Here is a 20665-nt window from a genome sequence, read left to right as displayed (position 1 = left end):
AAATTGCATGACGGTGCGAAGACCGGGGCAGAATCGGCATCAAATCAGACAGAACAAAATGCAAATTATCTTGAGACAAATTAGCGGTCTTGGCAACCAGTTGTTCCAGTACGCTGCTGGCCGTTATTTCGCAAAACGTGAGAACGCATCTCTGCATGTCGCAGTTGATTTAAGGGGTTCGGTTTCGCATGGCTATGCACGACCATTTCTGCTGTCCAATTTCTCTATTCAATCTCATAGCCGAACACTTAACTGGCTAGATCGGCTGATGTTATCAGAGAGAACCTCGCGTATTAACGAAATCCTCAAAAGGGCACTTGGAGTTCAGGTAGTTAAAGAAGAATTTTCCCACCGGTACGATTTTCAGCCTGAGCTTCGCATCGAAAAGGGCACAAAAATCGCTTATCTGGCAGGCTATTGGCAGTCTTATCACTACGCAATGCAAGTGGAGAAGGAATTGAGATCTGAATTTGAGTTTCGGGTACCCATGACTGGGAAGAATGCCGAAATATCAGACCGGATTCAGCGGGCCAATTGGCCAATCTCTCTTCACATTCGGAGAGGGGATTACACATTGGCCGCAGAGGGAAATATCGCCCTACCTCTGAGCTACTATCATCGATCGATGAATTTTTTCCGAAGCCAGTTGAATAGTCCCACCTTCTTTGTTTTTTCGGACGATATGAAGTTCGCTAGAAAACATCTATCTGACGATAACAATATTGAATTTGTAGATCACAATTCCGATGCTACTGCGCACGAGGATCTGCGCCTGATGTCTATGTGCCGTCATCATGTTATTGCGAACAGCACGTTTTCCTGGTGGGGAGCTTGGCTCAATAGACGCCATGACAAGATTGTCGTAGCCCCGAAGTACTGGCACCTGACCTCATCCAGCTACCATCCTGATCTATTTCCACCAGATTGGATACTTCTCGATCATTCCGAAGTCTCGGAGATCTCTGTTCCTGTTCGAGTACGAGAACAGGCTTCTGGCCTATGACGGGACGAATCACTAGCGGCTGGCGGAGAAAAGATCGAAGTGCAGCCGTGGATGATGCTGTTGCGAATTCCCGACCTAAAACTTCAAATAGCAGTTCACGCAAACGACGTGTAATTCACCTTCTAAGCAGCTTTTTTTTAGGGCATGGAGCGCAATTAGGCGTGCAGGTGCTAACGGGATTCATGCTACTGCGCTGGTTGAGCATCGAAGCCTATGCACAATTCAGCCTTGCTTATGGCTTCCAGCTAACACTGATGAGCCTTATGGATCTGGGCTTTACGAGCACGATTGTTCCGCTGGTTGGCGAGAAGCGCGAAGACAAAGCATTAGTGGGACGTTATGTACGTGCTGCGAAGTATTGGAGGGACCTTTCCTTTTGGGTTTTCGCTCCGTTTACCTGCGCCGGATTTCTGTACGTAATGCACAAGCACCAGTGGAATTGGTGGCTACAAATTGGATTGGCTTCTTCAGTACTCCTTACCCTCCATTCGAGCGGGCGAGTTTCGTGTTTTTCAGCGCCACTCTTTTTATTTCGCCGATTAAAGGAATATTACGTCCCACAAACGATCACCGCGCTCTTGAGAGTGCTGTCCTATCTGGTGCTATACACGTTTGGACTACTAGGCTCCTTCGTAGCGGCGGGATTGAGTGCGTTGATCATCACTGTCAATGGCGTTGTGCTCAAGCGCGAAGCTGCGCCGTTTATGGAATGGCCTAACACAAATGACAGAGAAACAAATCGGGAAGTACTGCGTTACATATTACCGGCTATACCGGCGATTGCATTTTCTGCGTTTCAAGCACAGATCTCGTTGTTTCTAGTAAGCATCTTTGGTGGCACGACGAACATTGCCGAGGTAGCTGCGCTTGGACGACTGGGACAGATTTTTACGATGCTGATGACATTTAACATCATGGTGATAGAACCGTACATGGCTCGTCGCGAAAAAGCTCAAGTGCTACCGGCCTACCTTGGCTTTATTGCGGCCACAGTAGTTATTTGTATTCCATTGGTTCTTATCGCTTTCCGCTTTCCAATGCCCTTTTTATGGTTGCTAGGCAATAAGTACATGAGCCTCACCGGCGAAATCGGCTGGGTGGTTATGTCGGCTTGCATCTCTCATCTGGCAGGATTGATCTGGATTATGAACAGATCACGCAAGTGGGTGTTTTGGAGCGGCACGGCTGTGGAGATCGGACTCCTTCTGGCAGCTCAGATCTCATTTCTGTTTATTGTGGGCGTTCGCACGACACATGAAGCGGTGATGTTCAATCTGATATCCAGCTTCTGCTACATCGTTGCTCACGGGTACGTTGGGCTACTTGGATTTTTCAAATCCGACATAAACGTTGAAACCACGCAGCTGCGAGCAATCTGAGTTAGATTGTAGCTATTCAGGCCAAGGCATAAGGGACGGCTTCTTCCCAGCGGCCCTGAGCTTTGAGAATGAGCTCGACTACTTCACGGGCTGCGCCTTTGCCGCCACCGCGGCGGGTGACGAAGTGACAGATGGCGGCGAGCTCGGGTGCTCCGTCGGCGACGCAGACGGCGAGGCCGGAGCGCTGGGCGAGTGGAATGTCGGGGAGGTCATCGCCGAGATAGGCTACTTCTTCTTCCGTTACTCCGGCGAGGCGCATGCATTCTTCGAAGGCCTGGGTTTTCTTGGCCTGGCCCAGATATACGTAAGGGACGCGAAGCTCTTTGGCGCGCTGGGCTACAGCGGGAGATTTTCGGCCGGTGATGAAGCCAGTTTGAATACCCATGGTGTGAGCGAGTGAGAGACCCTGACCGTCCTGGGCGTTGAAGACCTTCATTTCTGTGACGACAGGCTCAGTACCATCGGAAGCTGTAGAGGAGATGAGGCAGACACCGCCATCCGTTAGAGTGCCGTCGATGTCCATGAGGAAGAGCTTGATCTTGCGGGCACGGGCTAGGACGTCAGGAGTTGCGAGGGAGGCAAGAGCGATGTCGGACATACCTGGATCATATTGCACCGAAACGCGCGAATGCCGGGAGATTCCGCGTATGGGATAAGTAGTGTTTTTGTCCCGCGCGGATTTCTCGTCTGAACTTCTATATCCAGATCTTCTCCGATGCACTGTTAACCTCGGTATAAGGTGTCATGTGTCTCACACTCGTAAGGTTCTAAAGGGATCAGCTTCCAATTTGGCGAGAGTGATGCTCTCGATGCTGGTCGCTTTGGTGCTGCCACCGCTGCTTGTGCACCGCATGCCGCCATCGGAATACAGCGCATGGGTGCTGATACTGCAATGCAGCAGCTACATCAATCTACTAGAACTTGGCTTACAGACGGCGATCGGCAAGTTTGTCGCCGAATACGATGCAGCCGGGGATCGTATTTCAAGCAATCGAGTGTTGAGTAGTTCGTTTGCGATTTTGTGCATGAGTGCGACCCTTGGCGCGATCACGATCGCGGTGGTGGCATGGCAAGTGCCGCTGATCTTTCATCAGATGCCGGCATCGCTGATTGGAGAAGTTCGCGTCGGTATTCTCGCGGTGGGACTGTCAACGGTATTCGCATTACCCTTCGGCGCATTTCTGGCGGTCTTTACGGGGCTGCAACAGTATGGGTTTCCCACTGTGTTGGCGTTACTCAGCAGGGGGCTCTCTTCCGCATCTTTGGTCGTACTTATCCTTATGCATGGATCGCTGGTACAACTGGCGCTGACGCTAGGCGCATTTAACGTGCTGACAGCACTTGCGCAGTTCTGGGGATGGAAGAAATATGCCAGTGACCGAGTCGACTTCCATCTATTGCAGGCAGAGCGCAAAATGGCAATGCAGCTGGCTCGATACAGCGGAGTGCTGTCGGTATGGATGGTGGCGACGCTCTTTGTCAGCGGGCTGGATATCCTGATCGTCGGGCATTACGACTACAAAAACACCGGCTATTACGGCATTGCAACAAGCGCCACAAATTTCATGCTAGTAGTCATTGGTGGAATGTTTGGTCCAATTGTGCCAGCCATCTCTTCACTACAGGCGGGATGGACTGCAAAACAAATTGGAAATTTGACAATACGGGCAACACGTTATTGCGGGTTGCTACTTGGCCTGGTTGGCACGCTGCTGGTCTTTGGTGCCTATCCGTTGCTGAAATTATGGGTGGGTTCGGACTACGCAATGCACAGCGCGTTGTTCCTGCAGCTTCTGGTGGTTGGTAACGCGATCCGGCAGCTTGGGAATCCCTACTCTCTGGTAGTTGTTGCTGTCGGAAAGCAACATCTGGCGACGATTGCTGCTGTATCGGAAGCATTGGTCAATGTGACGGTCAGCATCTGGCTGGTGCAGAGAATTGGAGCGGCTGGAGTTGCGATTGGAACTTTCACAGGAGCGTTTGTCAGCGTGGGCCTGCATGTGGCACTCAGCATGCGATTGACGCAGCCGTCGATTTCAATGTCACGCTGGAAATTTCTAATGCAGGGGATTTTTCGTCCGTTGCTGTGCGTTGTGCCAGCGGTTCTGCTGATTCCGATGTGGAAGAAGTTTGAGATGCTTCCGGTGGGGATTCCGTGGATGATTTTGGGGGCTGCCGCGAGCCTGGGCATAGCGTGGTTTGTGGGGTTGACGGGTGAGGAGAGAAGCACGTTTCGAGGTAAGCTGTCACGCCTGCCGGGATGGCCCGTTACGCCTATGCGAGGAGCTGATTCCTAAATGCTTAGGATGCCGGTGCATCGCGATCCTTTCGCAATCCTCTTAATTTATTTTTGAACAACTTCTGCTCGTCGATCTTCTGTCGGGCATCGAGTTTGGGCTGGTTAAGTAGACGGTTTGCTTTGTCGACCAAACTTTCAAATGCTTCGCAGATCTGCTGATTGCGTCGCAAAGCATCGCGTTCGCGAGCGCTGCCCCAACAAGCATTCACCAGAAACGTGAGAGCGCGGTTCAAATCAGCATTCGACCGGCTTAGACGAAACCTCTCCTCATGATTTCCCGGTTGGCAGAGCAGGCTTGCTTGCCGGATCACACCCGCTAATCTCTCACCTTCAAGTGCAGTTAATACGCGGACTGCGTGAGCGGCTTCCTGATCGTAATGCTTATGACTATTTGCGCGTCGGCCAACAGTCTCCTTACGCCGAGTAAGCTTCAGCTTTATCTTCTCGCCAACAGAGACGGTACCTGCCTTATGGAGCTGTTTACGCAAGACGGAGTTCTTTAGATGAGCGGTGGTAATTTCGCCTGCAACGGTTTTTGCATTTTCTAAATCGACTCCGGGCTTGGCCTGCGCTATGAGTACGCCGCTCTTACGGCGATATTCGCGATTAATGTGCGTTTTCTTCTGCTTCCAGACCCTCGGAAAGGCACGCGAAGAATTGAATCCAAACGTAAAGTGATCCTTCGTGTATTCGAGGGCCTTCTTCTCCTGCGGCGATTTCCGTTCTTTAGGCATACTCGACGTATAGTAGCCCAAAAACGAAAATGCACCCAGAGATAACTCCCTCTGGGTGCGCCCTCAACCTTGCTTTATTTGCTGCCGTAATTATTCGGCTGCGGATTCAACGACCTTGGTGGAGGCTACGGTCCAGTTGGGGTCGCCTACCTTGAAGCGGGCGAAGCGGCGGACGGTGATGTTTTCACCGAGCTTGCCTACCTTCTGGGCGATCAGCTCCTTGATGGAGATGGACTGCTCCTTGATGAAGGGCTGATCGAGGAGGCAGACCTCTTCATAGAACTTGGCCATCTTGCCCTCGGCGATCTTCTCGACGATGTTGGCCGGCTTACCGGAGGCGAGAGCCTGGGCCTTGTAGATTTCCTTCTCGCGCTCGAGATCCTCGGGGGTCACGTCTTCGGGACGGACGTAGCGGGGATCGCTGGCGGCGATGTGCATGGCGATGTCCTTCAGGAGGTCCTGGAAGTCATCGGTGCGGGCGACGAAGTCGGACTCGCAGTTGAGCTCGAGCAGGACGCCGATTTTGCCGCCGGCGTGAATGTAGGTGCCCACCGCGCCCTCGTTAGTGGAACGCGAGGCCTTCTTCTGGGCCGAAGCCATGCCGCGCTTGCGCAGCACGACGAAAGCCGCTTCAATATCGCCGTTTGACTCCTGCAGGGCCTTGAGGCAGTCGCCCATAGGCGCGCCGGACTTCTCGCGCAGCTCTTTTACCAGACTCGCGTCAATTTTTGCACTCACCGTTGTCATCTCCACTCCGTTGTGTCTTGTTCCATTGTACGAGGCGACCACAAAGTTCGCCTTAGGGGCTGAAGCCCCGATTCGTTTTCCGCCAAGAAGTCAAGGCTAAAGCATTGGCCTACCTAACCCGGCCTGCCAACTGTCAACCCTCGTCCGCTTTGACCGCACACAAGAAAAGCGTGGCGCGTCTGATGTGACCGGCCACGCTTCTTCTATTGTGCGCGCACATTGCGCGCCGAAGATTACAGTGCCGTTTCAGCCGTCTCGCGTTCTTCGTCGAGTGCCGAGACAACGCCAGGAGCCTTGCGAATGCCGCCGCCAAGAGCCGCTTCGAGATCTACCTCTTCGGCGCCTTCTTCGCTGCCGACGTCGATGGTGGAGAGCTGAACTTCCGGCTCTGCTTCTGGCTCTGCTTCAAACTGTTTGTCGCCGACGAGGTTGACACCTTCGACTGCCGAGTCAGCGATCTTCGATGTGAAGAGGCGGATGGCGCGGAGGGCATCGTCGTTGCCGGGGATCACATAGTCGACAACGGTCGGGTCACAGTTGGTGTCAACGACAGCTACGACCGGAATGCCGAGCTTGCGGGCTTCCTTGACGGCGATGGCTTCGTTGTTGGAGTCGATGACGAAGATCGCATCGGGAAGACGCTTCATGGTCTTGATGCCGGCGAGGTTAGCCTGAAGGTGCTTGCGCTCGCGCTCGAGGCGGATAACTTCCTTCTTGGTCAACAGTTCGTAGCGGCCATCGGTGGCCATGTCATCGAGTTCCTGGAGGCGCTTGACCGATTTCTGCACCGTGACCCAGTTGGTGAGCAGACCGCCCAGCCAGCGCTGGTTGATATACGGCATGCCTGCGCGGTTGGCTTCTTCGGCGACTGCATCCTGAGCCTGGCGCTTGGTGCCAACGAAAAGGATGGTCTTGCCTGAGGCGCAGAGATCGGTGACGTACTTGGACGCGTCCTTGAACATCTTGAGCGTCTTCTGCAGGTCGATGATGTAAATGCCATTGCGCTCGCCGAAGATGTACTCTTTCATGCGAGGATTCCAGCGCTTGGTTTGATGCCCGAAGTGAACTCCAGCTTCGAGCAGCTCCTTCATGGTGATGGTGGCCAATGGGGCTCCTTTGCGTTGCATCCGGGCTGGCGTTCGCCTGGTCCGGATTGATGCCCGCCACCCCAGTTGGAGTGGCAGGAGATTTGATTCCTAAGCGGCTAGTGTGAGTGTGAAGTGCGAGTGTGAAAAGACTCCCACCCCACGCTCGGAAGGTACTAGCGCTTGCTGAACTGGAAGCGGGCACGTGCGCCGCGCTGTCCGTACTTCTTGCGCTCCTTCTGACGAGCGTCGCGGGTCAGAAGGTTTTCGCTCTTGAGCAGCTTGCGCAGCTCGGGGTTGAAGATGACGAGAGCGCGGGCCGCGCCCATCTTGACTGCGTCGGCCTGGGCCGAGACGCCGCCACCGCTGACGGTGGTGATAACGTCGAAGGTCGAGAGGGTCTCGGTAAGAGCGAGGGAGCGTTTGGCGGCCGCGCGCTGCTCGGCGGTCACGAAATACTCTTCATAGCCCTTGCCGTTGACCTTGAACTCGCCCGTACCGGGGCGCAGAAAGACGCGGGCGATCGCCGACTTGCGGCGTCCCGTTCCGTAGTACTGAACCTGCTCTGCCATTCCTTATTAGCTCCTAGCTTCCAGCTCCTAGCCTCTAGCTAAAAGCCTGCGCCCTTCAAAATTTGTCTTAAGCCAGCGGCTAGAAGCTAGCGGCTAGCGGCTCTATTACGCCTGAATTTCCAAAACTTCCGGCATCTGCGCCTGGTGCGGATGCTTGTCTCCGCGGTAAACCTTGAGCTTGGTGCCCATCTGGCGGCCCATCTTGTTCTTGGGCAGCATGCCCTTGACAGCCTCTTCGATGATCTTGTCGGGACGGCGCTCAAGCAGGCGGGTGAAGGACTCTTCGCGCAGACCGCCGGGGAAACCGGTGTAGCGGCGATAGACCTTAGCCTGCGACTTGAGGCCGGTGAGGCGAACCTTCTCAGCGTTGATCACGATGACGTGATCGCCCGTATCAATATAGGGCACATACTTGGGGTTGTTCTTGCCGCTCAGAATGTTGGCGGCCTGGGTGGCCAGGCGTCCGAGGGTCTTGCCCGTCGCATCCACCACGTACCACTTGCGCTCGATCTCTTTGGCGCTCGGAATATAAGTCGACATCTCGCTCCCGCTTTCAAAACCCTTCAAACTGCAGACCCCACGGAACGGCCGGAACCGTCCGGGGAAACTTCTCAAAACCTGCGCAATTTGCCCATGCCAAACGGCTCAGGCGAAATTGAATGCCCACGACCAAACAACACTTGTTCGCGTGAGAGCCCTATAGGGGCTTCTTGACCATCGCTGGACCGGCAAAATACGACCGACAGAACCGGAATCCAGGAGGTGGGCTTGCGTTGTGCCTATACTTCTATTCCAGCTTCAATACGATCCGGAGGGAATGACGCACAGACCGGCAAACGCAACACCGCACAAGGACTTCAGAATAACCGAATTTTTATGGGGAGTCAATGAAATCAGCGCTTCAACGATCGCGTCGCGGAGGCAAGAATTCGATCGATTTGCGATAGCAACTCAGAATGTTCTTTTTCCGTGTTTACGGGAACTCTTTCAAACTCCTCGCCTGTGCGCAGATCTGCAAAGATTCCCATGGGGTCTTCGTGGAAGTGTAGGAAAGCTTTGGACTTACGGTAGAAAACGCCGGGACGTTTCTCCTGTAACCCCTCGCGCATCCGAATTCTGGCAATCAAGTCTGAGATTTGCTGTAGCGCTACAGCAGTCGCATGCTTCATTTCAAATGTGCGCCTCTCGGTTCCCTGCTACTTTGCGTTGACCAGCATGAATGGGTCCGGGACGGCGCGGCAGGCGACGGCGGAGTTTGGAACCCAGATGGTGCCGTCGGAAAGAGTTAGTGAGTCAAGGCGAATCCAGGTGACGGAGGCGAAGCCGGCGGTGGAGAGTTCGGTTTCAGCGCTGTGATCGTTGCTCAGAGCGGATGTAGTCGGACCGAACTGGACGGTCAGATTGCGAGTTATCTCCCAAGGATTGCTTTTTCCCGCGCCGTTGAACTGGAAGACGGAGCCGCTCTGAACGGTGTGGGGTTTGCCGTTGAGCCCGTGAACGGTGAGGTTTGCGCTAACAATATTTGCCGAGTGTAGGGGGTCGGTAAGTGAGAGATGGAGTCCGCGAGAGATGGAATGGCGATGGCCGTCATTGTCGACCGTAACGGTCGTGCCACCGCCGATCTGGCTGGCGTGCATGGAGACAGGGCAACCGGAGGCCTGATCAGATGGGGTGTTCCAAACAGTGAGGTTCATTGGTTGCGGCGCCAGCTTGTCCGGCTGTTGCGCAGCAGATGTGGATTGCGCCGCGACGGGGTTGGATGCGAGGGATGCGGAGAAAGTGATTGCGATTAACCACGTGAACCGCTTCATGACGACCTCCTGGACTGCTCACTTACGGAGTGGCTCTTGACCAGAACGGATGAGCGGAAGGAACTTGCAGGAAATATTTCGCCTTCCACAGACGCTTTCACGATACTCCTGGGGCTGGAGCCGGGCAATCGATTGTACCGGTGCATTCCTCTTTTTCGAGCCCATCAAAAGGACAGACCGAGTGGTAGCGAATTTCGGGACTGCACCTGATTGCGACCGTTTTTCTTGGCGTAATAAAGGGCTTCGTCCGCGTGATGGATTAGCAAAGACGGGTCCACATCCGCTGTAGGACGTATGGTCGCCACTCCCGCGCTGACGGTGACGATGCCAGCGGGATGCGAGATGTGTGGGATGTGCTTATCGGAGATGGCGAGACGGATGCGTTCGGCAATCAATACGGCTCCTTCGGAGTCGGCACGCGGCAGGAGAATAGCAAATTCTTCGCCTCCGAAGCGGGCGGCAAGATCGGTATTGCGCAAGGGAGCTGCAGCGAGGATTGTGCCGACTTCTCTAAGGCAATCGTCACCGGCGAGATGACCATAACGGTCGTTGTAGAGCTTGAAGTGATCGACATCAATGAGGACGACAGACAGGCTTACTCTTTCACGTGTGGCGCGCTTCCACTCGCGTGCAAGATGTTCGTCGAAGGAACGTCGGTTGGCCAGATTGGTCAGGTGATCGAGGGCGGCGATGGCATCGGCTTCGCGGTAGGCTTCGGTGAGCTCCTGATGAATGCGGTCACGGTCAGCCAAGGCGGCTGAGACGGCGTAGACCATGATGAGCGATATGCCGATGAAGCTTTGCAGGTAAAAGATGCTGTAGTTGAGCTGCGATGGATGAACCGGCGCGAATGGACCACTCTGTCTGGAGGTGAAGTAAGCCGCCGGAACAGCCATGAGGGACACTCCAATGGCAGAGCCTGAGCAGCCGAGGCGAAAGATAGCGAGAAGCAGCGCTGGAAGCAGGACGAAGACGATTGGGAAACCACTCTGCGCGAAGATAGCCACGGAGAGCGCGGTAAACGAGGCCAGGATGGCGACGGTTTCTCCTCTTTTGCCCTTGTGGAAAAGGATGGCTATCTCGTGCTTATCCATGGCGAGAACGAGCGGGGTCATGATCGCTATGCCGAGCATTTCGCCAAAGCACCAATTGGAGAGAGCGCGCAGGTCTCTTGGGTAAGAAAAGAGGATATCGAGGGTGGCGACCGTCAGTGTAGACGCGAGAGGGGCGAGGATGACTCCGAAGACAGCGAAACGCCTGAGATCCGAGACGGTAGTGAGGTCGAGGCGCTCGCTATTTTCTCTCGCGAGGAAATATGCTGCGAAGAGAATCTCCACCGTGTTGGCGATCGAGAAGATCAGCGACATGCGCAGGGAAAAGGGAAAGAATCCGTGAGCGGCGATGTTCGCCAGTACGCTGCTGACCAGGTAGCTGAACCAGTAGCGGCGGGGTAGTTGGAGAAGAAAACCGAGAAGCAATCCGTTGGCAGGCCAGAGGATGTCGGCTTCGGCGGGTGTCTGACCTAATGCGATGCCTCCCCAGCAGGCGAGAAAGCAAAGAAAGAGAATGCTGGAGTAGTTCCAGAAGTTGTCGGGGAAGAGAAAGCTGACGGCGGTGCTGAGGATGGATGGTTCCGTTGAGTCTGGGTCCTGGGAGTCGGGAGAGGTCTGCAGCTTGTTCATATGAAATGCCCTCCATCGAAGGGCAAATCATAAGCAAATTTCGTGCAAACTGTAAACTATTGAAAAGAAAAGGTTTTCTAGGAAGTTAAATAGAAAATTTTAGTAAAGCGTTTTGTCTTGGGAAGTAAAACGATTCGCCTTTTCAGGGAAAGAACTGCACAGGGGATGGGGCAATCTGGAGGCTTTGCGCAAACGATTGAGCGGTTTGTCTTGGATTGTGAAACACGAAACGGCTGACGTCTTTAGAAAACGTCAGCCGTTTGAGTGAGTTTCCCGGTGTGTCAGCCGCGTACGAGACGCCGCTGGAGCGATTCGAGGGTCTGGCCCTTGGTTTCGGGGTAGACAAGAAGGACGACGATGAACTGGATGACAGTCATGATGGCGAAGAAGACGAACGGCACGCCCCCGGATTTTGCCGCCAGGATCGGGAAGACCAAGGCGATGGCGGCGTTCATGATCCAGTGAGAGCTGTTGCCGACGCTCTGGCCCTTGTTGCGGACGACATTGGGGAAGACTTCGCCGATGTAGACCCAGATGACCGCGCCTTGAGAGACGGCGAAGAAGGCAATGTAGACGATGAGCAGCGGCAGCAGCGCGGAGTGGTGAGAATTAGTGAGGAAGACGTAGGCGACTCCGGCGAGGCAGACGGCATCACCGGCTGCGCCGATGAGCAGGAGGGTCTTGCGGCCAAGGCGGTCGATGAGGGTCATGCCGACCAGGGTGAAGATGAGGTTTGTCGCGCCGATGGCGATGGATTGCAGGTCGCCTGAGAGCTGGCTGAAGCCCGCAGAGGAAAAGATGCTGTTGAGGTAATAGAGAATAGCGTTGATGCCGGCGAGCTGGTTGAAGGCTCCAATGGTGATGGCGAGGAAGAGCGGATAGCGGTATTTCCAGCGGAAGACGGGCTCGTTGGCGACGGCGTGGCTCTCTTTGAGGGCGAGTTGAATATCGGCCAATTCGCCTTCGGGGTTGGGGTCGCCCATGAGCTTGAGGACGGCGAGGGCTTCGTCGATGCGGGATTTGGAGACGGACCAGCGGGGGCTGCGAGGAATGCCGAAGAGCATGATCAGGAAGAGAACGGCAGGGATGGCGGCGACGCCGAGCTGGGTGCGCCACTCCCATGCGCCGAGGTGCATTTCGCGGACGGCGAAATTGGAAGCGTAGGCGAGCAGAATGCCAATGACGACGTTGATCTGGAAGGTGCCGACCATGCGTCCGCGCCACTTGGCCGGGGCAAGCTCAGTGATATAGACGGGGCCGAGGACAGACGATGCCCCGATGCCGAGGCCACCAATGAAGCGGAAGAGGAGCAGCGAGTGCCAGTCCCATGCGAAGCAGCAGCCAATGGCGGAGATGACGTAGAGGACGGCGGTGATGCGGAGGGTTTCGCGGCCTCCTAATTTTTCTCCGATGACACCGGCGAAAAGCGCTCCGATGACGGTGCCGAGAACAGCGCTGAAGACGGTGACGCCCTTGGTGGTGTCGGTGAGGCCGTACAAGCGAGTCACCGAGTCGATGGCGCCGGCAATGACAGCGGTATCGAAGCCAAAGAGCAGGCCGCCGAGGGCGCCGCTTACCGTGGCCTTCATCAGGTAAAAATTGGGTTTCATTCTCAGCCCCGTTCAGGATTGGTTCGGAGACAACGGCCATCATACAGCTTTGAGAAAGCACCAGGATGGCTGCGTGTCTGGGGCTGCAATGCCCGCCGAATGATTGTAATGGAAACGATACCACTCTGCGTATGTCTTCAATTCGGGGCAGAGTTCCGGAACCGATGCCGTTAGAATGCTTGCAAACGCGGAACTTGGAGGACTAGGTTCTGTCCGGTCCGATCAGCTTCAATGCTTCATCAGCCCCCGAAAGGATCCAACATCCGTGAAAGCTGCATTCAGCCTCTCCTATGTTGCTCCCCTGCGTCTTCGGTCTTTTTCCCACCTTCGTACGCGCGCCTTTTTTTCTAACGCATTTCTGCTTCTGGGCATCACTGCGCTCGCTACGGCGGCCCTCGCCGACACTGTTGTTCTGAAGAACGGCGATCACCTAACCGGCTCCGTTACGCAAGTGGATGGCGGCAAGCTTACGCTGCATACCGATTACGCCGGCGACATTGCCATCGCGTTCGATCAGGTGGTTAGCGTTAAAACCGAAAAACCTGTCGTGCTTTCGCTTAACTCGAAAGAAGGCAAGAAGACCGTTACGCGAAAGGTCGAGATTACGGAGATCAATCGTACGACCGACGGATTTACCGTTGTAACCAAAGAAGGCCCGGAAACCGTCGCGAAGGCAGGCCTGACAACAGTGCGCACGCCTGCGGCACAGACTGCGTGGGAACAATCGCAGCATCCAGGCATACTGCATGGCTGGACGACCACAGCCAATGTGAGCTTTGCACTGGCGCGCGGCAACAGCAACACGACAACGCTGGGCACCGGCATTACGGCGCAACGGCCTACACCAACGGATAAGACGTCGATTTACTTCAATGACATCTACGCCCACACAACGGTCGTAACGAACGGCATCAGCGACACCAGCACTACCGCTGACAACATCGGCGCCGGTCTTCGCTACGACCACAATGTCAATCCCAAGACATTTGTCTTTGGCACCACCGACTTCTTTGAAGACCAGCTGCAGTATCTGGATCTGCGGTCTGTGGTGGGTGGTGGTTTCGGATGGCATGCGTTTAAGAGGCCGAAGCAGCAGATGGATGTGCTGGGCGGCCTGGTGTGGACACATGAAAACTACAGCACTGTTCCTGAAAACGACTCGACAACTCCGATTACTCCTGCAGTTCCGCCTGTAACGAATAGCTTCGCCGCGCTTGACTTTGGCGAGACGTACAACGCAAAGGTCGGTGCGAACAGTATCTTTACGGAGCAGGCGTACATTTTCCCGGATTTGCAGGATACGAGCCAGTACCGGTTCACGCTCAACTCTGGAATAACGACCAAGATCAAGTCGTTCCTGAGCTGGCAGACGACGGTCAGTGATGTGTACGTCACCGACCCGCCGGCGGGTACGAAGGATAACGACTTCATTCTGACTACGGGACTTGGGTTCACGTTTACGCGGAAATAGCTTCGGTGGCTTGGGCGAAGACGGCGCGATCTCTATCGAGACCGCGCCGTTTGTTTTTGAGTCAGTAGTTGCTATGGATGAGTGGCTGCGGCTGATTTGGGATCGCTGAAGACGACAATGTCGCCGAAGGTCTGAACACTGTTGTACTGCGGCACGTATGGCTTTGCTTCGTCGGGCGCGTGTATGCAACCGAGACAGACGACGAGGCACACGGGGGGCGCGGTGGGATCGGCGAAGGCAGTGGTGGAGTTCTGCACGGCCATGTAGCTGAAGCGGCGAGGTTGGTGGTCTTCATTCATGATGGCCATGACGGGATATTCGAAACGGAGCTGCGTGGCATCGATGCCGACGGATCGGCAACTATTGTTGCGCGCGGCGATTGAGGCCTGGATGAAGTTGTCAGCAACTTCGCGGTGATGGTCGAAGAAGTAAGTTTCGTTGCGGGGGTTGCGAAGGACACTGTATTTGTATCCGACGAGCGGGCGAGCGTTGTTGAGCATGGACAACGGGATCGCCAGCAAGAGAAGTAGAGCCGCGATGACTCCAGTGGATCGCGGCAACGCGCGTGCGAAGACGATGGCAGCGAAGGCCGCACCGAGGATGAAGTCGGGTAATTGCCAGCGGGCGTTCCACGGGGACCAGCGGATCATAATGGCGAAGAGCAGGAAGCTGCATAGGATGCCTGCGGCAAAAATAGCGAGCGATTTATCGAAGCTGCGAAAGCGCCAAAGAAACAGTATCGTTGCGAGCAACATGAGCGCGAAGTGCCCCTGGTTGGCTGATTGTGTTTCGCTAGCTGGTCGCCATTGCAAATCGAAGGGTGGCAGCGAGCCGCTCTGCGAGAAGATGAGCTGCTCGGGATCGTTGGGGTCGACGCCGAGAGTGAGCATGGCGCGGGAGAAGACTTTGGTGGTAACGGCGTTGATTTTTTCGCTGGGCACAGAGAGATTCAACGCGACATTGCGAAGAATGTTGGCGAGCGAACGGGCAGGCGTGATGTGGCCGTTGGCGTACAGGCGATGTTCGTTGGGGCCTGCTCCATCGAAATAAGGTGGACCGAGTACCGAGCCACTGAAGGCATAGTTGCGAGCCCAGAGCGGGCCGTTGACTGCGGCGAAGACGACTATCAGGAGTGGGACTGCAAAGAGAAATCGCTTGCGCGCCTGTGCATTCCAGACGAAGAAACAGGCGACGACTAATGGCGGAATGAATAGGTAGGCAGTGCCTTTGGAGAAGACTGCGAGTGCGAGCGCGCATGCCATGGCGAAGGCAAGAAGACGGCTTTGGCTATGACGCCAGCGCAACATGAGGAAGACGAGGACTGCGATCCAATACGAGAGCGCGTAGTCGTTCTTGGTGCCGGAGGCCGCGAGGATGCCGGTCTCAATGGTTGCGGCGATGACGAAGGCGAGAACCTGAGCGCGGCGGCTGCCTCCAAGTTCACGCGCGATGAGTGACGCTGCGATTGCGCTGCCGATGTATGAGAACCACTGAACGAGATTGGCGAAGCGATCGGATGCGCTGAGCAGCTGGAGGTGCAGAATCCAGTACTCCGAGAAGGGCGGCATGGCGATCTGCTGGCGGTCGATGGTGGGGTAGGGGCGGACGCTGCGATTGCCGATCCACTCGACGACGCGGGGCATGTGATATTCCATGGCGTCCCAGGTATTTGGGGCGCTGAGGATAGCGGTGAGTGCGATGAGTGCGGCGACAAGAGCGACGGCGCAGACCATGACCTGCTCGACTCGGTTGAGAGTGCGCCATGATGCGTGCAGGCGTTTGAGCATGGGTTCGGTGGAGTGCTGACGGCTGCTCCAGAACAACGCCGCGAGAAAGCTGATGAACCAGCAGATCGAGAACGTGAGACGGTCGATGGCTCGGAAGGCGCTTAGCGATTCGGTCATGAAGACCATGAACAGGCCGAGCGGGATGGTTGCGTAGAGGAATGAGTCTCGGAGACCGAAGCTTCTGCGATAGAAGCCAGCGGCTACTGCGATGAGAACCAGGACTGGCAGGATGGCAAGCAAAGGTGTCTCCGATGCTGAAGAGCGGTGATTTCTATGGGCGTTCGCCGCGCGTTTTGCGCTGAGGATAGCACAGGGGTGTTTCCGGTTTCCGTGAAGACCGCGGCTGGACGCGCCTGGCAGCCCAGGAGGAATCGGAGAGCTGTGTTGAGCGCAGGAAAAGAAAAATGCCCCAAGTAAAGCGATATATCTAGCCAAATGATGGTTGGGCGATGTAGAGTCTTCGGGAATGTCCAGGCGATCTTTTTGAGGGGTGTTATGACGGGATCGGGCGATGCCAGTGTGGCGCGCAGATTCCGACATGAGAAAGCATTCCTCTCGCGATTGCCTGACTGGGAGATCGAGAACCCATGCGGAAAACTATGATCGATGCGTTTCGTTTTTGCCGCCGTTTTGTGCCTGTGATAGCTCTTGCGTTTGGATACAGCGCTGGGCTGCTGGCGCAGCAGCCGGATTATCTGAACACGCAGTTGACGCCAGAAGCGCGTGCGCATGATCTGGTGTCGCGGATGACACTGGATGAGAAGGCGCAGCAGCTTGAGGACTGGGCGACAGCGATTCCGCGGCTGGGCGTGCCCGATTATCAGACCTGGAATGAAGCGCTGCATGGCGTGGCGCGCGCAGGGTATGCGACGGTGTTTCCGCAGGCGATCGGCATGGCGGCGACGTGGGACCCGAAGATGGTGCATGCGATGGGCGACATCATCTCAACCGAGGCTCGGGCGAAGTACAACGAGGCGCAGCGGGAGGGGAATCATCGCATCTTTTATGGGCTGACGTTCTGGTCGCCAAATATCAATATCTTTCGCGATCCGCGCTGGGGACGCGGGCAGGAGACGTACGGTGAAGACCCGTTCCTGACGGGAAAGCTTGCGGTTGGGTTCATCACCGGCGTGCAGGGAGACGATCCGGATCATCCGAAGGCCGTTGCTACGAGCAAGCATTTTGCGGTGCATTCAGGACCGGAGTCGGAGCGGCATACGTTCGACGTTCATCCGAGTCCGCGCGATCTGGAGGAGACCTATCTGCCGGCGTTTCGCGCGACGGTGGTGGATGGTCATGTGAAATCGGTGATGTGTGCTTACAACGCGATCGATACATGGTCAGCATGCGCGAACAAGAACCTGCTGGTGGATCATCTGCGCGGGGCGTGGGGATTCAAGGGATTTGTGGTTTCCGATTGCGGAGCGATTCAGGATGTGACGAATGGGCACAAGAACGCTCCGGATATCACGCATGCGTCGGTGATTTCGCTGGAGGCGGGAACGGATTTATCGTGCTCAATCTGGGCTCCCGGATTTAACACGCTGGCGGATGCGGTGCGGCAGCACCTGGTGTCGGAGGATCTGCTGACGAAAGCTGCGGAGCGGCTGTATACGGCACGGTTTGAACTTGGCTTGTTCGATCCGCCGGGATCGAGCGCGCTGGACAAGATTCCATTCAGCGCGAATGACTCAGCAGCGAACCGGGCGGTATCGCTGAAGGCTGCGGAAGAGGCGATGGTGCTGCTGAAGAACGATGGTACGCTGCCGCTTGCTTCTGGAAAGTCAAAAGCTCCGGCGAACATTGCAGTAGTGGGACCGACGGCAGACCTGATCTTTTCGCTTGAGGGCAACTACAACGGTGTCCCGCATCATCCGGTGGAACCGGCGGATGGGATTGAGGCCGAGTTCCCTGCCTCGCGCATTCACTATGCGCAGGGCTCGACACTGGCTGAGGGCGCGAAGGTGCCAGTGCCGCGTACGGCGTTTAGCGAGGGGCTGAAGACGGAGTTCTTTGCAACGACAGATTGGACGGGGCGACCGGTTGCGGCTCGTGCGGATCATGACATTCAGGCAGAGTGGGGCGACTCGCTGCCGGTGCCGGAACTCCGCACGCATGACTACTCGGTGCGGTGGAAAGGGACGCTGACGGTTCCGGCGCCGGGGCATTACACGTTTTCAATTGAACCCGCGGACGCTTTTCCGTGGTCGCCAAAGGACAGCTACCGGCTGACGCTGGATGGCAAGGTGGTAGGCGAAGGCGAATTACGGCATCACATCGATGCGGCGGCGATGGGGAATTTTCATTTTGCCAAGGGAGCTTCGCCGACGGCTCCGCCGATTATGAATGGCGGCCAGCCGGCTACGGTTTCGGTGGATTTTACGGACACGAATGCGCATGAGTTCCGGCTGGAGTACAGTCATTCGGGCGATCAGGCGGGAGGAGGGATTTATCTGAAGTGGGAAGCTCCGGCGCAGGCACAGTTAGATGAGGCTGTGGCCGCAGCGAAGGCTTCGGATGTGACGGTGGCGTTTGTGGGGCTTTCTCCGCAGCTTGAGGGCGAGGAGATGCCGATCAAGATTGACGGCTTTGCAGGCGGCGACCGGACGAAGATTGTGCTGCCGAAAGCACAACAAGACTTGCTCGAAGCCGTGGCTGCAACCGGCAAGCCGCTGGTGGTGGTGCTGATGAGTGGCTCTGCGGTTTCTCTGCCGTGGGCGAAGGATCATGCGGGGGCGATCATCGAGGCATGGTATCCGGGTGTTGAAGGCGGGACGGCGATTGCGAAGACGCTGGCGGGAGAAAACAATCCGGCTGGACGGCTGCCGGTGACGTTTTATCACTCGGTAGACGATCTGCCTCCATTTACCGAATACAGCATGAAGAACCGCACCTATCGCTACTACACGGGCAAGCCCGAGTGGGGATTTGGGTTCGGGTTGAGTTATGCGAAGTTCACTTATGGGCCGGTGACTTTGTCGTCAAGCAAGCTGGAGGCGACTGAGGCTGCGGCGGCGCCGCTGGTGGCGAAAGTGACGGTAAAGAATGTGAGCCAGATTGCCGGGGATGAAGTAGTAGAGGCGTATCTGAAGACTCCGCAAGCAGGAGGGCCGACCCACTCGCTGGTGGGTTTTGAGCGGGTGCATCTGCAGGCCGGCGAAACGCGCGACGTGGAGCTGAAGATCGAGCCGCGGCAGCTTTCGAGCGTGGATGAGAAAGGCGAGCGCAGCATTCTGCCGGGCAAATATGAGCTGACGCTGGCGAGCACGCAGCCGCTGGAGACGGAGACTAAGTCGGAGGCGAGTTTTACGATCAGCGGAACGCAACCGTTACCGCATTGAACGCGATTGTAGCCTCAAATGGCCTTGAATCAATTGCTGTCACGCCAATAGGCCTGCCGTGCTACCAGTGTGTTTTCGGACAGTTTCTTTTTTAGCTGCACATGGATTGAGTGGAAGCCCGGCTGGCTGGAGTCCGGATAAAAGCTGAGCAGATAGGTGTTGGCAAAATCGGTTCGCAGTGTCGCTAACACGTTTTGCAGTAGGTCTGCATCATCGAGCCAGATGTGTTCTCCGCCGGTAAGATCGGCAGACTCCGCTGAGGTGTCTGTCTGCAATCTCGATACGATGCGATCGAACTCAGCCTTGGCATAAGTTGCTTCGTCAGATGCCGGGCTCATCTTCTCTTTCTTTGGCCGTTTCTGCTTGTGAATCCTGTTTGATGTACGCGGCTTAAATGCCATGCTGTAGACGGTGATATTATTCTCACCAAGCTGCCGCGCCACAGCTGCAGGAGTGATCAAGCTATGCTCATCCTGTGGTTGACTTAGCAGAAGAATGACGCGTCGCAAACCTATCGGCTGCGCTTTCAAAAGGCCAGCAGCACCGTTGAGTGCGTCTATAACGGCAGCACCAGCATCGCCGCTTCCCGGATTTCGGAAAGCATATTTAAGACCATCGAAACGATCCGGGAAATTCCAGGTTTCTTCTATATGGCTGTCGAAGGTCACGAGAGCTACATGAGGAATAGAGGAGCCAAACATCGCACTGACAAGCCCAGTCAGCGTTTGATAGCTCTGAAGCTGCATGGGAACGCGGCTGCCTACCTGCATTACGACAACCAATGCCACGCGATCCATATCGACATGGTCGGCTTGTATCTTTTGTGGCTGTCCGTTGTCAGTAACTCGAAAATCGCCTGCGCTCAGCCCAGACACCATATCTCCTGATGCCGATCGCACCAGTACCGGCGTTAGTACGAGGTTGCTGGACGCACCAATCAGCGGCAGCGACGCGGGAGCGGCTTGCGCCCATATCGGGGCGCGCAACACGGCTGCGGCAATGAAAACCAGCACTGTGCGAAGCAATACAAGCGCGTTGCCGCGGATCTCCTCCAAGTACATCCTCCGATAGCTTTGACTGTTGACGCCGGGCGGAGTCATCCGCGCCGGAAGGGTGGTTTACAGGCCTGATCCTGTCACCAAAG

Annotated in this window: 16 protein-coding genes; 5 read left to right on the top strand and 11 right to left on the bottom strand. The window is 55.9% G+C overall.

Going from position 1 to position 20665, the window contains the following annotated elements; all coding sequences use genetic code 11:
* Positions 1-7: 7 nt before the first annotated feature.
* Complete coding sequence (locus tag OHL22_RS19495) at positions 8-1003, top strand: alpha-1,2-fucosyltransferase (protein ID WP_263341152.1); 996 nt, start codon at positions 8-10, stop codon at positions 1001-1003.
* Positions 1000-2382, top strand: a complete 1383-nt coding sequence (locus tag OHL22_RS19490) for a lipopolysaccharide biosynthesis protein (protein WP_263341151.1) — start codon at positions 1000-1002, stop codon at positions 2380-2382. The genes OHL22_RS19495 and OHL22_RS19490 overlap by 4 nt, the downstream gene beginning before the upstream one ends.
* 16 nt (positions 2383-2398) lie before the next feature.
* Here OHL22_RS19490 and OHL22_RS19485 read toward each other — a convergent pair whose 3' ends face one another.
* Positions 2399-2980 (bottom strand): KdsC family phosphatase, encoded by a 582-nt coding sequence (locus OHL22_RS19485; RefSeq protein WP_263341150.1) that lies wholly within the window; start codon positions 2978-2980, stop codon positions 2399-2401.
* A gap of 202 nt (positions 2981-3182) precedes the next feature.
* Here OHL22_RS19485 and OHL22_RS19480 point away from each other — a divergent pair, with 202 nt between their 5' ends.
* Positions 3183-4679, top strand: a complete 1497-nt coding sequence (locus OHL22_RS19480) for an oligosaccharide flippase family protein (RefSeq protein ID WP_263341149.1) — start codon at positions 3183-3185, stop codon at positions 4677-4679.
* A gap of 4 nt (positions 4680-4683) precedes the next feature.
* Here the strand turns inward: OHL22_RS19480 and OHL22_RS19475 are convergent, their stop codons facing one another.
* From OHL22_RS19475 to OHL22_RS19440, 8 genes are all read right to left on the bottom strand, one after another.
* Positions 4684-5169, bottom strand: coding sequence for a hypothetical protein (locus OHL22_RS19475; RefSeq protein ID WP_263341147.1), 486 nt, complete (start codon positions 5167-5169; stop codon positions 4684-4686).
* Positions 5170-5505: 336 nt separating this feature from the next.
* Complete coding sequence (tsf, locus tag OHL22_RS19470) at positions 5506-6162, bottom strand: translation elongation factor Ts (RefSeq protein ID WP_263341146.1); 657 nt, start codon at positions 6160-6162, stop codon at positions 5506-5508.
* Between the two features lie 233 nt (positions 6163-6395).
* Complete coding sequence (rpsB, locus tag OHL22_RS19465; RefSeq protein ID WP_263341145.1) at positions 6396-7268, bottom strand: 30S ribosomal protein S2; 873 nt, start codon at positions 7266-7268, stop codon at positions 6396-6398.
* Between the two features lie 155 nt (positions 7269-7423).
* Positions 7424-7819: a 30S ribosomal protein S9 gene (gene rpsI, locus OHL22_RS19460; RefSeq protein WP_263341144.1), complete on the bottom strand. Its 396-nt coding sequence runs from the start codon at positions 7817-7819 to the stop codon at positions 7424-7426.
* A 105-nt stretch (positions 7820-7924) separates the two neighbouring features.
* Positions 7925-8359, bottom strand: coding sequence for a 50S ribosomal protein L13 (rplM, locus tag OHL22_RS19455; protein WP_263341142.1), 435 nt, complete (start codon positions 8357-8359; stop codon positions 7925-7927).
* 656 nt (positions 8360-9015) lie between these two features.
* The gene (locus tag OHL22_RS19450; RefSeq protein WP_263341141.1) at positions 9016-9630 is read right to left on the bottom strand and encodes a hypothetical protein; all 615 of its coding nucleotides are present in this window, start codon (positions 9628-9630) and stop codon (positions 9016-9018) included.
* Positions 9631-9794: 164 nt separating this feature from the next.
* A complete protein-coding gene (locus OHL22_RS19445) occupies positions 9795-11312 on the bottom strand; it encodes a GGDEF domain-containing protein (RefSeq protein WP_263341140.1) in 1518 nt (505 codons plus the stop codon).
* 281 nt (positions 11313-11593) lie between these two features.
* The gene (locus OHL22_RS19440) at positions 11594-12922 is read right to left on the bottom strand and encodes a sugar porter family MFS transporter (RefSeq protein WP_263341139.1); all 1329 of its coding nucleotides are present in this window, start codon (positions 12920-12922) and stop codon (positions 11594-11596) included.
* Positions 12923-13187: 265 nt separating this feature from the next.
* Between OHL22_RS19440 and OHL22_RS19435 the strand changes: the two genes are divergently transcribed.
* The gene (locus OHL22_RS19435) at positions 13188-14393 is read left to right on the top strand and encodes a DUF481 domain-containing protein (RefSeq protein WP_263341137.1); all 1206 of its coding nucleotides are present in this window, start codon (positions 13188-13190) and stop codon (positions 14391-14393) included.
* Positions 14394-14464: 71 nt separating this feature from the next.
* Here OHL22_RS19435 and OHL22_RS19430 read toward each other — a convergent pair whose 3' ends face one another.
* On the bottom strand, positions 14465-16420 hold the full coding sequence (locus OHL22_RS19430; protein WP_263341134.1) for an ArnT family glycosyltransferase: 1956 nt from the start codon (positions 16418-16420) through the stop codon (positions 14465-14467).
* Between the two features lie 347 nt (positions 16421-16767).
* Between OHL22_RS19430 and OHL22_RS19425 the strand changes: the two genes are divergently transcribed.
* Positions 16768-19521, top strand: a complete 2754-nt coding sequence (locus tag OHL22_RS19425) for a glycoside hydrolase family 3 C-terminal domain-containing protein (RefSeq protein WP_263341133.1) — start codon at positions 16768-16770, stop codon at positions 19519-19521.
* Positions 19522-19550: 29 nt separating this feature from the next.
* Here the strand turns inward: OHL22_RS19425 and OHL22_RS19420 are convergent, their stop codons facing one another.
* Positions 19551-20576, bottom strand: coding sequence for a vWA domain-containing protein (locus OHL22_RS19420; RefSeq protein ID WP_263341132.1), 1026 nt, complete (start codon positions 20574-20576; stop codon positions 19551-19553).
* Positions 20577-20665 lie beyond the last annotated feature (89 nt).

It is taken from the genome of Acidicapsa dinghuensis, assembly GCF_025685685.1.
GTDB classification, from domain to species: domain Bacteria; phylum Acidobacteriota; class Terriglobia; order Terriglobales; family Acidobacteriaceae; genus Acidicapsa; species Acidicapsa dinghuensis.
The sequence above is the reverse complement of the archived record's forward strand: the minus strand, read 5'-3'. Positions and strand labels throughout refer to the sequence as shown.